General features: G+C 65.8%; 14 protein-coding genes and 1 tRNA gene. 6 read left to right on the top strand and 9 right to left on the bottom strand.

Features of this window, described 5'->3' with window-relative positions:
• The first annotated feature begins 46 nt into the window (after positions 1-46).
• A complete protein-coding gene (locus G6P88_RS08045; protein ID WP_165322683.1) occupies positions 47-955 on the top strand; it encodes a DMT family transporter in 909 nt (302 codons plus the stop codon).
• Positions 956-959: 4 nt separating this feature from the next.
• On the opposite strand, the gene G6P88_RS08050 is transcribed toward G6P88_RS08045, so the two are convergent.
• Both G6P88_RS08050 and G6P88_RS08055 read right to left on the bottom strand, forming a co-directional pair.
• A complete protein-coding gene (locus G6P88_RS08050) occupies positions 960-2009 on the bottom strand; it encodes a Glu/Leu/Phe/Val family dehydrogenase (protein ID WP_165322684.1) in 1050 nt (349 codons plus the stop codon).
• 141 nt (positions 2010-2150) lie between these two features.
• Positions 2151-2227: transfer RNA gene (locus G6P88_RS08055), tRNA-His, on the bottom strand.
• 191 nt (positions 2228-2418) lie between these two features.
• On the opposite strand from G6P88_RS08055, the gene G6P88_RS08060 reads away from it, so the two are divergent.
• Both G6P88_RS08060 and G6P88_RS08065 read left to right on the top strand, forming a co-directional pair.
• On the top strand, positions 2419-2832 hold the full coding sequence (locus G6P88_RS08060; protein WP_165322685.1) for an RrF2 family transcriptional regulator: 414 nt from the start codon (positions 2419-2421) through the stop codon (positions 2830-2832).
• A 165-nt stretch (positions 2833-2997) separates the two neighbouring features.
• On the top strand, positions 2998-3231 hold the full coding sequence (locus tag G6P88_RS08065) for a hypothetical protein (RefSeq protein WP_165322686.1): 234 nt from the start codon (positions 2998-3000) through the stop codon (positions 3229-3231).
• A gap of 94 nt (positions 3232-3325) precedes the next feature.
• Here G6P88_RS08065 and G6P88_RS08070 read toward each other — a convergent pair whose 3' ends face one another.
• From G6P88_RS08070 to G6P88_RS08090, 5 genes are all read right to left on the bottom strand, one after another.
• On the bottom strand, positions 3326-4180 hold the full coding sequence (locus G6P88_RS08070; RefSeq protein WP_165322687.1) for an SDR family oxidoreductase: 855 nt from the start codon (positions 4178-4180) through the stop codon (positions 3326-3328).
• Positions 4181-4223: 43 nt separating this feature from the next.
• The gene (locus tag G6P88_RS08075; protein WP_165322688.1) at positions 4224-4562 is read right to left on the bottom strand and encodes an antibiotic biosynthesis monooxygenase family protein; all 339 of its coding nucleotides are present in this window, start codon (positions 4560-4562) and stop codon (positions 4224-4226) included.
• A 42-nt stretch (positions 4563-4604) separates the two neighbouring features.
• Positions 4605-7133 carry a DNA ligase D gene (gene ligD, locus G6P88_RS08080; RefSeq protein ID WP_165322689.1) on the bottom strand — a complete coding sequence of 843 codons (2529 nt, stop codon included), beginning with the start codon at positions 7131-7133 and terminating at the stop codon, positions 4605-4607.
• 2 nt (positions 7134-7135) lie between these two features.
• Positions 7136-8104, bottom strand: a complete 969-nt coding sequence (gene ku / locus G6P88_RS08085) for a non-homologous end joining protein Ku (protein ID WP_165322690.1) — start codon at positions 8102-8104, stop codon at positions 7136-7138.
• Between the two features lie 97 nt (positions 8105-8201).
• Positions 8202-8762: a nuclear transport factor 2 family protein gene (locus G6P88_RS08090; RefSeq protein WP_165322691.1), complete on the bottom strand. Its 561-nt coding sequence runs from the start codon at positions 8760-8762 to the stop codon at positions 8202-8204.
• A 162-nt stretch (positions 8763-8924) separates the two neighbouring features.
• On the opposite strand from G6P88_RS08090, the gene G6P88_RS08095 reads away from it, so the two are divergent.
• A complete protein-coding gene (locus tag G6P88_RS08095) occupies positions 8925-9428 on the top strand; it encodes a nuclear transport factor 2 family protein (protein ID WP_165322692.1) in 504 nt (167 codons plus the stop codon).
• A gap of 30 nt (positions 9429-9458) precedes the next feature.
• Positions 9459-10610, top strand: a complete 1152-nt coding sequence (locus tag G6P88_RS08100) for an alkene reductase (RefSeq protein ID WP_165322693.1) — start codon at positions 9459-9461, stop codon at positions 10608-10610.
• Between the two features lie 6 nt (positions 10611-10616).
• Here the strand turns inward: G6P88_RS08100 and G6P88_RS08105 are convergent, their stop codons facing one another.
• Positions 10617-12227 (bottom strand): cisplatin damage response ATP-dependent DNA ligase, encoded by a 1611-nt coding sequence (locus G6P88_RS08105; protein ID WP_165322694.1) that lies wholly within the window; start codon positions 12225-12227, stop codon positions 10617-10619.
• Positions 12227-13219, bottom strand: a complete 993-nt coding sequence (locus G6P88_RS08110) for a ligase-associated DNA damage response exonuclease (protein ID WP_165322695.1) — start codon at positions 13217-13219, stop codon at positions 12227-12229. Before G6P88_RS08110 ends, G6P88_RS08105 begins: the two co-directional genes overlap by 1 nt.
• Before the next feature lie 128 nt (positions 13220-13347).
• Here G6P88_RS08110 and G6P88_RS08115 point away from each other — a divergent pair, with 128 nt between their 5' ends.
• Positions 13348-13809 (top strand): (2Fe-2S)-binding protein, encoded by a 462-nt coding sequence (locus G6P88_RS08115; RefSeq protein ID WP_165322696.1) that lies wholly within the window; start codon positions 13348-13350, stop codon positions 13807-13809.

A 13809-nucleotide genomic window follows, 5' to 3' on the forward strand; every position in this document is an offset into this window, starting at 1 on the left:
GGGGAAGGCTTGCGCGCCGCCACGATAGCGACCATCGCGCTACGGAATGACCCCGCCCCTCCCTTCGCACCAGCAGGATATCGTTCGGGGTATCGCCCTGCGTTCGGCGGGCGTCGCCTTCTTCGCCCTGATGAGCGCGGCGATGAAGCTTGCCGGCAATCACGGAGCGGGACCGGTCGAGATGGTCTTCTTCCGCGCCGCGGTCGGCATACCGGCGATCCTCGCCTGGCTGTGGATGACCGACGGTGTGGGCACGATCCGAACGAAGCGACCGGGCGCGCACATCTTCCGATCGCTGATCGGGCTCGCGTCGCTCGGCCTGCTCTTCCAGTCGCTGGTGCTGCTGCCGCTCGCCGACGCGGTCGCGATCGGCTTTTCCGCACCAGCCTTCGCCACCATATTGTCGGCGGTTTTCCTGCGCGAGCATGTCGGATTGCATCGCTGGGCCGCCGTCGCCATCGGCTTTCTCGGGGTCGTCGTCGTCGCACGACCAGGCGGGTCCGACCTGCCCCTCGCCGGGGTGGTGATCGCCATAGCGGCGGCGTTCGCCAACGCCGCCGTGAACGTGACCGTGCGCGAAATGGGTGCAACCGAGTCGGCGGGCGCCATCATCTTCTGGTTCTTCGTCAGTGTCTTCGTCGCCAGCGCGATCGCGATGCCTTTCTTCACCGGACGCCATGATGCCATGACCTGGTGGCTGCTGCTCGCGGGCGGACTCACCGGCACCGGCGCGCAGCTGTGCATGACCCGTGCATTGCAGGCAGCTCCGGTCGCCGCGCTCGTGCCGTTCGACTATGCCCAGATCGTCTGGGCGGCGCTGCTGGGATGGCTGATCTGGTCGGCCGTGCCCGGCGCCAGCACGCTGGCCGGCGCCGGGCTCATCGCCGCGAGCGGGCTCTACACCGTGTGGCGAGAACAGCGCCTGCGGCGCGCGAGCGCGGCGACGCTCGGCTGAGCCCTCAGCCCCGGCCGATCAGGCGCATCGCCATGCGATCGGCGACGACCGCCGCCGCAACGCCGCTGGCGGCACTTTCGGACCAGATCGCCTCAAGACGCTCGGGGATGCGCGCGACCCGCGCTTCCACTTCGGCCCGATCGCCCTGCCCGAGATATTCGAGCGCGACGTTGATGATGCCACCGGCATTGATGACATAGTCCGGCGCATAGAGAATGCCGCGCGCATGGATGCGGTCGGCATCGGCCTGGGTGGCCAGCTGGTTGTTCGCCGCACCCGCGACGATCCCGACCTGCAGCGCGGCGATGCTGCGCTCGTCGAGCACCGCGCCGAGCGCGCAAGGGCTCAGAACATCGGCCTCCACCGCCATGATCTCGCCGGTCGAAACCAGCTCCGCGCCGAGTTCGGCGGCCAGCGCGCGGGCGCGCTTCGCGTCCGCATCGGCCAGGGTCAGCCGCGCACCATCGGCGGCCAGCAACCGCGCCAGCGCCCCACCGACGCTGCCCACGCCCTGGATCGCGACATGGACCCCGCGCGGGTCGCTCTTGCCGAGCCCCCGCGCGATCGCGGCACGGACCCCCAGATACACGCCGAGCGCCGTCGTCGGACCGGGATCGCCGCCCGCATTACCGGCGGCGACAGGCAGGCCCGACACATGCTTCGTCTGTTGCGAGATCGCGACCATGTCTGCGTCGGACATGCCGACATCCTCGGCGGTCACATAGCGCCCGCCGAGCGAATCGACCGCACGGCCGAAGGCAGCGAGCATCTCGGGGGTCTTCGTCCGCAGCGGATCGGCCAGAACCACGGCCTTGCCGCCGCCCATCGGCAGTCCGGCCATGGCATTCTTGAAGCTCATGCCCCGCGACAGGCGCAGCACGTCGGTGATCGCCTCGGCCTGGTCGGCATAATGCCAGAAACGCGTGCCGCCGGCTGCCGGCCCGAGATGGGTCGAATGCACCGCAATCACCGCCGTTAGCCCCGATGCCGCGTCGCGGAAGAGGTGCACGCCCTCGTGATCATCGAAATCGGGAAGGGACCAGGGAGCGATCATTACAACCTCACGTAATTCTATTACGATCTGAGGTAATATAATTATTCCTGGAAATTGGCTAGCCTAAAGCGGGCCCGCGGAACATACGGCTCGGCCACACCGGAAAAGCCGGAGCATAACGCTGCTTCATGCTTGAAAAGGTGGGGCGACCGACGGGACTTGAACCCGCAACTTCCGGTACCACAAACCGGTGCTCTAACCAATTGAACTACGATCGCCACGAACGCTGACGCGTCATGTGCGGGGCTCCATAGGCAAAGCCCCCGCCCGACGCAAGCGGGCATGTGCGCCATCCGGGTGCGAGCCGGATCGCTCGCCGACTGGCGGCCGATCGCTTTGTCTACTAACTCTACTCTTCCATTATCGTTGGCTTTGCCTACATGGTTCGCAAGCTTCAGAGGGTCGGGCCGTGCTGTCACAGAGAACGCGATATGCGATACGCGCCTTGCTCCATCTCGGAGACCGGTACGGCAAGGGGCCGATCCAGCTGGCCGAGATCGCGGACGAGCAGAATATTCCGGGCAAGTTCCTCACCGTAATCCTGTCGGAGATGAAGCGCGCGGGTTTCGTCGAGACGATGCGGGGCAAGGAGGGCGGCTATTGGCTGTCACGGCCGCCGGCCGAGATCACCTATGGCGACATCGTGCGGGCGACACGCGGATCGCTGGCATTGGTGCCCTGCGCCGCCCGTCTCGCCTATGCGCCCTGCGACCACTGCATAGACGAGGCCAAGTGCCGGTTGCGCGCCGTCATGTTGTCCGTGCGGGACGAGACGGCGAATATTCTCGATAGACTGTCGCTGGCAGAACGGCTGGACCTGTAACGACCCTATGAAATCCGTCGCTTTCGGGATTTTCGTTACGGGCGTCGTTACCTTTTAAGCCTTGGATTCATGTCGATTTTCCGTTGACGCTCTTATCTTCGGCGTTATGTCAACCCGAGGTACGGCGTTCGAGCCGGCCGTTAAAATGCTTTGGGAGCTGCTCGAATGAAAAAGCTGAGCGTAGTCGTCGTTGCTGCTGGTCTGATCGCCCTGGCCGCCTGCAACAAGCAAACTCCGGCCGAGAACGCCGCCGACAACACCGCCGCTGCCCTGGAGAACCAGGCTGAGGTGCTCGAGAACGCCGCCGACTATGCCTCGAACGAGGCCGTCGAGAGCGCGCTTGAGAACAAGGCCGATGCCGCTGAGGAAGCTGCTGACGCCGTCAAGGACGCGAAGTAATCTCCAGGTCCGTACCGGACCGGAATTGCTGAAAGGAACGGGCGCCTTGAAAGGGGCGCCCGTTTTCTTTTGTGCCGAGGGGTGCGTGGCGCGCTCAGCCGTTGACGATGATCCCTCCATTCGGGTGCAGCACCTGCCCGGACATGTAGCTCGCATCCTCGCACGCCAGGAAGAGGAAGGACGGCGCCACCTCATTCGGCTGGCCCGGGCGCCCCATCGGGGTGGACTCGCCGAAATGAGCAAGCTTCTCCTCGCTCGCGCCGCCGCACGGATTGAGCGGCGTCCAGATCGGGCCCGGCGCGACCGCATTCACGCGAATGCCCTCCCCCACCAGATTTTCGGATAGCGAGCGCGTGAAGGCGGTGATCGCGCCCTTGGTGCTCGAATAGTCGAGCAGTTCCTTGCTACCCTGATACATCGTCACCGACGTGCAGTTGATGATGGCGGCGCCAGCACGCAGATGTGGCCGTGCGGCTTGCGTCAGGAAGAACATGCCGAAGATGTTCGTCTGGAACGTCCGGCGCAGCTGCTCTTCGGTGATGTCGGTGATGTCCTGATCGGGGTGCTGTTCGCCGGCATTGTTGACCAGAATGTCGAGACTGCCGAAGGTTTCGATCACCTTCGCGACCGCCTCGTCGCAAAAGGCCTTGTCGCCGACGTCGCCCGGGATGGCGATAGCCCGGCGGCCCTCGCGCTCGACGATCTCGACGGTTTTTGCCGCGTCGTCATGCTCGCATAGATAGAGGATGGCGACGTCGGCACCCTCGCGGGCATAGAGCGCCGCGACGGCGCGACCGATTCCGCTGTCAGCGCCGGTGATCAGCGCCACCTTGCCCTCGAGACGGCCCGATCCGGGATAGCGGGGCGCCCAGTCGGGCTTGGGGTCGAGTCCGCTCTCGTGACCCGGCAGGTCATCCTCGTGGATCATAGGTTCGTGCTGGTCGGTCATGGTGATCTCCTTCGCCCGACCAACGAAGCGGCACGACGCGGGTTCAGTCCGTTGCGGGCACGGTCCGGGTGACCAGCCGGTCGCTGACCACCGTCATCGTGAAGATCGGATCGGCGTCGGCGGGGACCTCGCACACCGCATCCTCGAAGGCCTGGCGCGTCTCCGGCTCTTCATAGGTCATCTTGTGATCGAAGGCGTATCGCCAGGTCGCCTCGTCCGGCCATTCGGCATAGCCGACGAACCGGCCGTCCGAATCACGGTGAAGGCGCGATCCGTAGCTGCCATAGATTTCGCGGATCAGGTCGGTGCCCCGGGTCCAGGCGCGAACGAATTGCTCCTCCTTGCCCGGATGAACCTTCCACCAGTAAACGGCTACGAACATGCGGGCTCCCCTCGCTTCGGCACGACCATCATAGATCGACCATCATAGATCCGGCAGGGTCTGGTCGGCCACGCCCCACCCTTTTAGCGCCCGCGACGACGCACGCTTCAACAGCAGATCGGCGCCGGTAATGCTGAACGCCCCGGCCGTGTCGAACCCGTCCAGTTCCTCCCACGAGATCGGCGCAGCTACGGGCGCCCCCGGCCGCGCCCGGGCGGAATAGGGTATGACCGCGGTCGAGCCGCGCTGGTTGCGCAGATAGTCGATGAAGATGCGCCCGATCCGCTTCGCCTTCGCCATGGTCGCCACGAAGCGTTCCGGCTCGGCCTGGGCGAGCGCCTGGGCGAAGCGCTGGGCGAAATCCTTCACTGCCGGCCATTCCGCTTCGGGACGGAGCGGAACCACGACATGGACGCCCTTGCCGCCCGAAAGCAGGGCGAAACTGACGAGCCCGATATCCGCCAGCATCGTCCTTATGTCGCGCGCCGCCTTCTTCACGTCGGCGAAATCCAGGCCTTCGTCGGGATCGAGATCGAAGATCAACCGGTCGGGCTTCTCGACATCCTCGATGCGAGATCCCCAGCCGTGGAACTCGATCGTCCCCATCTGCACGCAGGCGACAAGGCCGGCGATATCCTCGACGTAGAGATAATCCTCGGCCCCGCCGTCCTTTTCGCGGATCGGCACATGCTTCACATGATCGCCGAACGAGCCCGAATCATGCTTCTGAAAGAAACACTGACGGCCGCGCCCCTGGGGGCAGCGCACGAGGCTGACCGGTCGGTTCGCCACCCAGGGGAGCATGACCGGACCGATCGCCCGATAATAGTCGGCGAGATCGCCCTTGGTCGTCTTGGATTCGGGGAAGATCACACGATCCGCATTGGTGATCACGACGTCCTCGGCGACATCCCGGCGGATGGCCTCCTGCACCGGAACCGGCTCCTCGAGGCGCACGTCGGTCGCTTCCTTGTCGCCGCGCAGCCCCAGGAAGCTCGCATGCCGCAGCACCCCCTCATGGGTGAACTCCGCAAAGGCGACTTCGGCAACCAGATCCGGCCTGACCCAGTGCGCATCCCGGGCCTCGCTCCGGGGAGCCTCGGCAGGCGGCGTCTTGCGTGACCGCTTGGCGAAAAGCTCGGCCAAGGCCGTCATGCCGTCCTGGTCGAAGCCCGTCCCAACCTTACCGGCATAGACAAGTTTGCCGTCGACATGGTGGCCCAGCAGCAGGGACCGGAAGGGGCGCCCCCGTGCGCTGCTCGGGCTCCATCCGATGATGACGAACTCCTGCCGCCGCGTGCATTTGGTCTTGAGCCAGTCCCTGGAGCGCCCGCCCCGATAGGGAGCGTCGGCCCTTTTGCTGATGATGCCCTCCTGCCCCGCGCCACACATAGCATCGAACAGTTTCTCGCCTGCCCCGATCACATGGTCGGCCACCTGGACGACCACCGACGCATCGGCCGCCACCAGCGCGGACAGACGCGACTTTCGCTCGACCGTACCCAATTTGGTCAGGTCCTCGCCTTCCTCCATCAGCAGGTCGAACAGATAGAGGTGGAGCGGGGCGTCGCTCTCGCCCTTGATGCGCTTCTGAAGCTCAGAAAAGCTGGGATTGCCCTTGTCGTCGAGCGCGACGATCTCTCCATCCATCAGGCAGGACGGCAGGTCGAGTGCGGCGACGGCGCCCGCGACCGGCTCGAACTTGTCGGTCCAGTCGAGGCCGGAGCGGGTATATATGCGCACATTTCCGCCGGACGCGGCGACGAGTGCCCGATAGCCATCGAACTTGATCTCATGGATCCAGGTGCGCCCGACGGGCACGGTATCGACGAGCGTTGCCAGTTGCGGCGGACGAAAGGCCGGCAGTGCCGCCGGTGTCTTCCTGCGCGCTGCTTTGGGCCGCGCCCTGCCGGTCTTCCCGACCTTTGCGGCATGATCGTCCGCACGCGCCATGGCAGCGTCGAACGCCTTGCCTTTCTTCCCGGCCAGACTGATCTCCCCGTCCTGGTCGGCCGCGATCTCCGCCATCGTCCGCCCCGTCTTCACGCTGGTCAGGGCGGTGCCGACCAGATCGTCGCTGCCGCCGGCCGCCGCGTCCTCGACCTTGCGGAGCAGCCAGTTCTCTCGTTTCTCGCCGGGACGCGGCTTCATCCGGACGAGCAGCCATTCGCCCTTCATCCGTTCACCCTCGAGCGTGAAGTGGAGATGGCCCTCGTCCAGGTCGCGCTCGCTCTTGCCCGGGATCGGCGCCCAGGTGCCGATGTCCCACAGCATGACCGTACCCCCGCCATATTCGCCTGCGGGAATGCAGCCTTCGAACTCGGCATAGCTGATCGGGTGATCCTCGGTGCGAACGGCCAGCCGCTTGTCGGCAGGATCGGGGCTCGGTCCGCGCGCGACCGCCCAGCTTTTCAAGACGCCATCCATTTCGAGCCGGAAATCATAATGGAGGCGGGTCGCATCATGCTTCTGGACGATGAAGCGATGCCCGCCTTTCGGGCCGAGCTTGCCTGCGGGCTCGCGCGTCCGCCCAAAGTCGCGCTTCCGGTTATAGTCGTCCAGCCGCGCCATGGTCAGGCACGCTTGCGGGCGGGGCTGGTGCCGGACTTGGCAGCAGCCGTCTTGGAGGCTCGGGACTTCGCCGCTGGTGCTTTGGTGGCAGCCTTCTTGGCGGTCGACCGTGCCTTGGCGGTCTTGGGCTTGGTGTCGGCCTCGTCCTTTTCCGGCTCCCGTTGCGCAGCAGCGCGCGACCGCGTGCCTCCGTCGACCGATTTCTTGAGTGCCGCCATCAGGTCGATGACGTTGCCCTTCGCGCGTGGGGCGTCCTCCGGATCCTCGATGATCTTGCGGCCCTTGGCCTTGCTCTTCTTCTCGATGAGGCCCTTCAGCGCGTCGACATAGCGATCGTGAAACTCGCTCGCGTCGAACTTAGCGCTCTTCTTCTCGATCAGCGTCTCCGCAAGATCGAGAAGGTCGGCATCGGGCTTGCTATCGGGAATCTCCCGAAAATAGCTATGCGCCTTGCGCAGCTCGTCCGCATAGCGGAGCGTTTCGAGCACCATGCCCCGCCCACAGGGCTTGAGGCTCACGACATATTCGCGCCCGCGCATGGCGAGCTGGCCCAGACCGACCTTCTTGGTCCGCCGCAGCGCCTCGCGCAGGACGATGAAGGCTTCTTCTGCCAGCTCGTCCGCCGGAACGACATAATAGGGCTTCTCGAAATAGAGGACGTCGATCTCGTGCGCGTCGACGAACTGGACCAGCTCCAGCGTTCGCTTGCTCTCCAGCTTTACCGCATCGATCTCGTCCTGCTCCAGCAGGACATAATTGCCCTTCGACACCTCGAAACCCTTGACGATATCGTCGGTGTCGATCGGTCCGATGCCGGGCACGATCTTTTCGTAGCGGATGCGCTTGCCGCTGGGCTCGTGCACCTGATGAAAAGCGACCTGCGCGCTGCTGTTGGTTGCGCTGTAGATTTCGACGGGGATCGAGACGAGGGCAAGACGGATCTGCCCCTGCCAGTAAGCGCGCGCGGCCATGCTCTATTCTCCTGCCCCTGCGAATGCGGAGTCAAAGCCCGTTGGAGGCGATGGTTCCGCCGGCGCGGGCGAGCCGCTCCGGGCGAGGTGGCCGACGTCAGTCGAAGCGGGTCAGATGGCCGCCGAGAAAGGCATAGGATGGGTCAAGCGCGTCGCGAGTCGCGAGGTGCAGGCGCGCTCCGGGGTTGTTGGGCGGAACCGCGTCGCCGTCGGCCATGGTCCGCCCGACGGGGTCGACGCGATCCCAGTCATGGACGGAGCGGCGATGGACGATCGCCCACAGCCCGCCGCGACATTCGAGATAATCGAGATAGCGCCCGCCGCCGGTGATGTCGGTCATGGTCGCCCCGTCGCGGATACGCAGCAACACGTCCCAATAGCTTTCGGACCAGGCGCGTTCACCATCGACCTCGATCTGGATGTTGGACAGGACATGCCGCGTCAGCAGCATCGGCTGGTGGATCCGCCACACCCAGTCGACGAAGCCCTCCGCCGTGCCGACGAACAAGGGCGCGTGCTCGTCGGTGCCACCCGGATGCCAGCAGGACAGCGCCAGGTCGCGGTCCATCCGGTCCATCGCGCGACAGTAGCGGTGCAGGACATCGGCGATCGCGAGGCGCGCGGCGATTTCCTCTGGGCCGGGTGCTGCGACCGACATCGGCATTCCTCTCGCTTGCCGGTCCATCGAGACCGATCCAGCAGGAAGACTATCAGCGGTCGGCCGTCCCGCAGCTAGGCTTTTGCCCAGCTTGTGGATGCCGCGCTTATGCGGCCCTGTGCGGACCGAAGCGGGCCAGGATCCGCCGCAACGGAGAGCGCCATGGATCTGCCACGACCACCATCCGGGCTTCAGGACCTGCTCGACAGGGCCGCAATCCATGACGTCAAGCAGACCTACGCCTTTGCCGTCGACCGGCGCGACTGGCCGCTCTATCGCTCGATCTTCACCGACGAGGTCGCCTTCGACTTTTTCGATTGGGCCGGAATCCGCGAGACGATCCCCGCCGATCGCTGGGTCGAAATGGTCAAGGCGACCCTCGCCCCCTTCGACGCGACCCAGCATGTCTTCAGCGGGCAGTTCATCACGCTGGCAGGCGACGAGGCCGACTGCGTGACCAACATGACCGCGCGGCATCAGTTGGGCGATGAGGCGCAAATGATGGGCGGCTATTATACCGAGCGCTTCATCAGGACGCCGTCCGGCTGGAAGATCGCGGCCTGCCGCCTCAACATCACCTGGGAGCAAGGCGACCGAAGCCTGTTCGAAAAGGCCGCGGCGCTCGGCGCACGCGCACGACCCGATATCGGCATGCAGGGCGTCTGACGGCGCCACCATGATAAAAGGACCAAGCGAATGAGCACTGACCCGTTGGACGCGATGTTCACGCCGCTGCGCGTCGGCAACGTCACCATAGCCAACCGCATGGCGATGGCCCCGATGACGCGACAGCGCTCGCTGCTCGACGGCACGCCGACCAATCTCAATGTCGATTATTATCGCCAGCGGGCATCGGCCGGCCTGATCGTCAGCGAGGGCATCTATCCGGGGCCGATGGGCTGCGGCTATCTCTTCACCCCCGGCCTGCACAATGATCGCCATGTCGCTGGCTGGAAGCGGGTCACCGATGCCGTCCACGTTGCCGGCGGTGCGATCTTCGGACAGATCATGCATGTCGGTCGGCTCTCGGATCCGCTGATGCTCGACGGCGAGCAACCGATCGCGCCCTCCGCCGTGCAGCCCGATCCCAAGGCGCGCCATTATACGGTTAACTGCCCGCGCCCGAAGCGTCCCTATCCCGAACCTCGCGCCATGACCCATGCCGAGGTGCTGGGCGTCATCGACGAATATGCGCGCTGCGCCGCGCTGGCGCGCCAGGCGGGCTTCGACGGCGTCGAGGTTCACGCGGCCTCGGGCTATCTGCCGATGCAGTTCCTGTCGACCAACGCCAATGTCCGCACCGACGATTGGGGCGGCAGCGTCGAGAAGCGCGCGGCCTTCCTGCTCGCCTGCGTCGACGCGATGATCGCCGCGACCGACCCCGGCTTCGTCGCGGTCAAAATCGGGCCAGGCTGGACCTTCCATGACGTGTTCGACGACGATCCCGTCGCGACCTACACCTATGTCGTACGCGAACTGTCGAAGCGCGGCATCGCCTATCTCCAGATCGGCAATTACGGGATGGAGTGGGACGTCTACGGCACGCTGCGCCCGCTGTTCGACGGTCCGGCGATGTTCGTCGCCGGCTTCACCCGTCGGACGGCCGCCGCGACGATTGCCAAGGGCGCAGCCGACATGATCGCCTTCGGGCAGGCCTATATCTCCAATCCCGATCTAGCGGAGCGCTATCGCGACGGGCTGGACATCACTCGTCCGGACATCGCGACCTATTATACGCAAGGGTCCGAGGGCTACACCGACTATCCGGTCCATGCGGACACCGATCCGCGCCGCCTCCAGCCGGTCGATGCCGCTCCAACACCGCTGTCGGCGGAAACGACCGGCTGACGCCGGTCAGGCGATCAACCGGCGGAGGCTGTCGATGCTGTCAGCTTCCGCCGCCGGCTTGTCACGGCGGATGCGGGCGATGCGGGGGAAGCGCATTGCGACGCCCGACTTGTGGCGCCGGCTCTCGTGCACGCTGTCGAAGGCGAGTTCGACGACCAGCGTCTTCTCGACCTCGCGCACTGGACCGAAGCGGTTGAGGGTATTGTTGCGGACGAAGCTGTCGAGCCATTTGAGCTCTTCGTCGGTGAAACCCGAATAGGCCTTGGCGACCGGCAGGAGTTCGCCGCCCTGTTCGGGATCACCCGACCAGCAGCCGAAAGTGTAGTCGGAATAGAAGCTCGACCTTTTGCCGTGCCCGCGCTGCGCATACATCATCACGCAGTCGATCGTCAGCGGATCGCGCTTCCATTTATACCAGAGGCCGGTGCGGCGGCCCGCGACATAGGGGCTGTCGCGGCGCTTGAGCATCACGCCCTCGATCGCTGCGTCGCGGGCACCCGCGCGGGTCTCCGCGAGCTCGTCGAAATCGCGCGCCGCTATCACCGTCGACACGTCAAAGCGGTCGGGATCGAGCCGGCTGGCAAAGGTCTCCAGCCGCGTACGGCGTTCACTCCAGGGCAGTTCGCGCAGATCTTCTTCGCCGTCGATGAGCAGGTCGTACAGCCTGACAAAGGCGGGATAGTCGCCGAGCATGCGCGCGGAAACGGTCTTGCGACCGAGCCGCTGCTGCAGCGCGTTGAACGAGGCGGCCGAGCCGCCATGTTCCTCGCGCCCCTGCGCCTCGCCGCGCACGAGCATCTCGCCGTCGAGCACGCCGTCGAGCCCTGCCGCAGCGGCTGCCACGTCGGGGAAGGTCGCGGTGATGTCGTCGCCCGCACGGCTATAAAGGCGCACGGCGTCACCGGTGCCGACGATCTGCACGCGAATGCCGTCCCATTTCCATTCGGCGGCATAGTCGCCGAGGTCGACGGTGCCGTCTTCGAGCGGATGGGCCAGCATGAAGGGGCGGAAGAAGGGCGTACCGCGCGGATCGGGACGCTCCCCGCCCTGCCCCCAGACGAAAAGTTCGGCATAGGGTGGCTTCAGCGCGTGCCAGACTTCTTCGACCGCTTCGACGTCGAGATCGAAGGCCTGGGCGAAACCGGTCTTGGCGAGGCGCGAAGAGATGCCGACGCGCAAACCGCCGGTCGCCAGCTTGAGCAGGGCGAAGCGCCCCGGCGAGTCGAGATGGTCGAGCATCTCGCCCAGTGCGGCCGGCGCCTCCGCTCTGCCCAGCTTCATCAGGCGGTCGACCACCGCGCCGAGCGTCAGCGATCCGTCGTCGATCTCCGCCGGCTGGTCGAGCCGCTTGGGCCAGAGCAGCGCGACGGTCTCCGCGAGATCGCCGACATAGTCGCGGCTCATGCGGAACAGGGTGGGATCGACCCGCTCGTCGACGATCGCCTGGATCGCGGACGCCTTGACCGCCGGCAGGTTGAGGTCGCCGGTCAGCGCGGCCAGCGCCCAGCCTCTGTCGGGATCGGGGGCGGTGCGCATGTAATCGGCGATCAATGCCAGCTTGGCGTTGCGCGAGCGGGTGTAGACGAGGCCGTCGAGCAGTTGGGAGAAGGCGCGCATCAGCCTTCGTCCTCATCTTCGTAACCGACCAGCGCCAGCGCCCGGGCCCGGATCTGGTTGAGTGCGCACCAGTGGACGAGCGCCTCCTCGCGCCCATGCGTCACCCATAATTCGCGCGGCGCCACCTCGCGGACCGTGTCCGTCAGTTCGTCCCAGTCGGCATGGTCGGAAATGACCAAAGGCAGTTCGACATTCTTCTGCCGGGCGCGCTGTCGGACCCGCATCCAGCCCGAGGCCATAGCGGTTATCGGATCGGGCAGTCGCCGCGACCAGCGGTCGTTGAGCGCGGAAGGCGGGCACAGCACGATGCTGCCGCGCATCGCATCCTTGTTGGCGGCGGTGGCCGGGATCAGCGGGCCGAGGTCGACACCGAAGTCGCGATAGAGATCGCACATCTTCTCGAGCGCGCCATGGATGAAGATAGGATTGGTATGACCATGGGCACGCAGTTCGGCGATCACCCGCTGCGCCTTGCCCAGCGCATAGGCCCCGACGACCACGCACCGGTCCGGCGCCGCGTGAAGCGCCGCCAGCAGCCGGTCCATTTCCTGCCCTATCGGCGGGTGGCGGAACACCGGAAGTCCGAAGGTCGCCTCGGTTATGAGGATGTCGCAGGGCACCGGCTGGAACGGCGGGCAGGTCGGATCGGCGCGCCGCTTGTAATCGCCGGTCACAACGACGCGTTCGCCGGCATGTTCGAGCAATATCTGCGCCGACCCGAGCACATGGCCGGCGGGCACGAAGCTCGCCTCGACCCCGCCGACCCGCACCGATTCTCCATAGGCCACCGGTTTGCCGTCCACGGCGCCGTAGCGGAGACGCATGATCGCCAGCGTCTCGGGTGTGGCCCAGGCCTCGCGGTGCCCGCCGCGCGCATGATCGGCATGGCCATGGGTGATCAGCGCCCGGTCGACCGGGATCGATGGGTCGATCCAGGCATTGGCGGGCCGCACATAGATGCCGCGGGGAGAGGCTTCGATCCAGTCGACCATGGAGCAAAGACGATAGCAGCCGGAGACGGTTCCATCCATCTGGCCGCATTTCCGGGTTTACAGAAACCGAACGGTACGTATCATTCGTTCATGGGCGCGCGCCATGCGCCGAACAGAGGGTGCCTCCGATGAGCTTCAGCATTACCGTCAACGGCGAAAGCCGTAGCGTCGACGTGGACGACGACACGCCGCTCCTGTGGGTCCTGCGCGACGACCTCGGCCTGACCGGCACGAAGTTCGGCTGCGGCGTGGCGATGTGCGGCGCCTGCACCGTCCATATGGACGGGCAGCCGATCCGCTCCTGCTCGATGCCCATCTCGGGCGTCAGCGGCGAGATCAGGACGATCGAGGCGGTCGAAGGTCCCGAGGCAAAGGCTGTCCAGGCGGCCTGGGTCGCGCATGACGTGCCGCAGTGTGGCTATTGCCAGTCGGGCCAGGTGATGAGCGCGGTCGCGCTGCTGCGGGAGAAGCCCCAGCCCACCGACGAGGACATCGACCTGGCGATGAACGGCAATCTCTGCCGCTGCGCCACCTATGTCCGCATCCGCTCCGCGATCCACGCGGCCGCCAAATCGCTGACGGAGGCCTGA

Origin of the sequence: Rhizorhabdus phycosphaerae, assembly GCF_011044255.1 — a bacterium.
Classification (GTDB): domain Bacteria; phylum Pseudomonadota; class Alphaproteobacteria; order Sphingomonadales; family Sphingomonadaceae; genus Rhizorhabdus; species Rhizorhabdus phycosphaerae.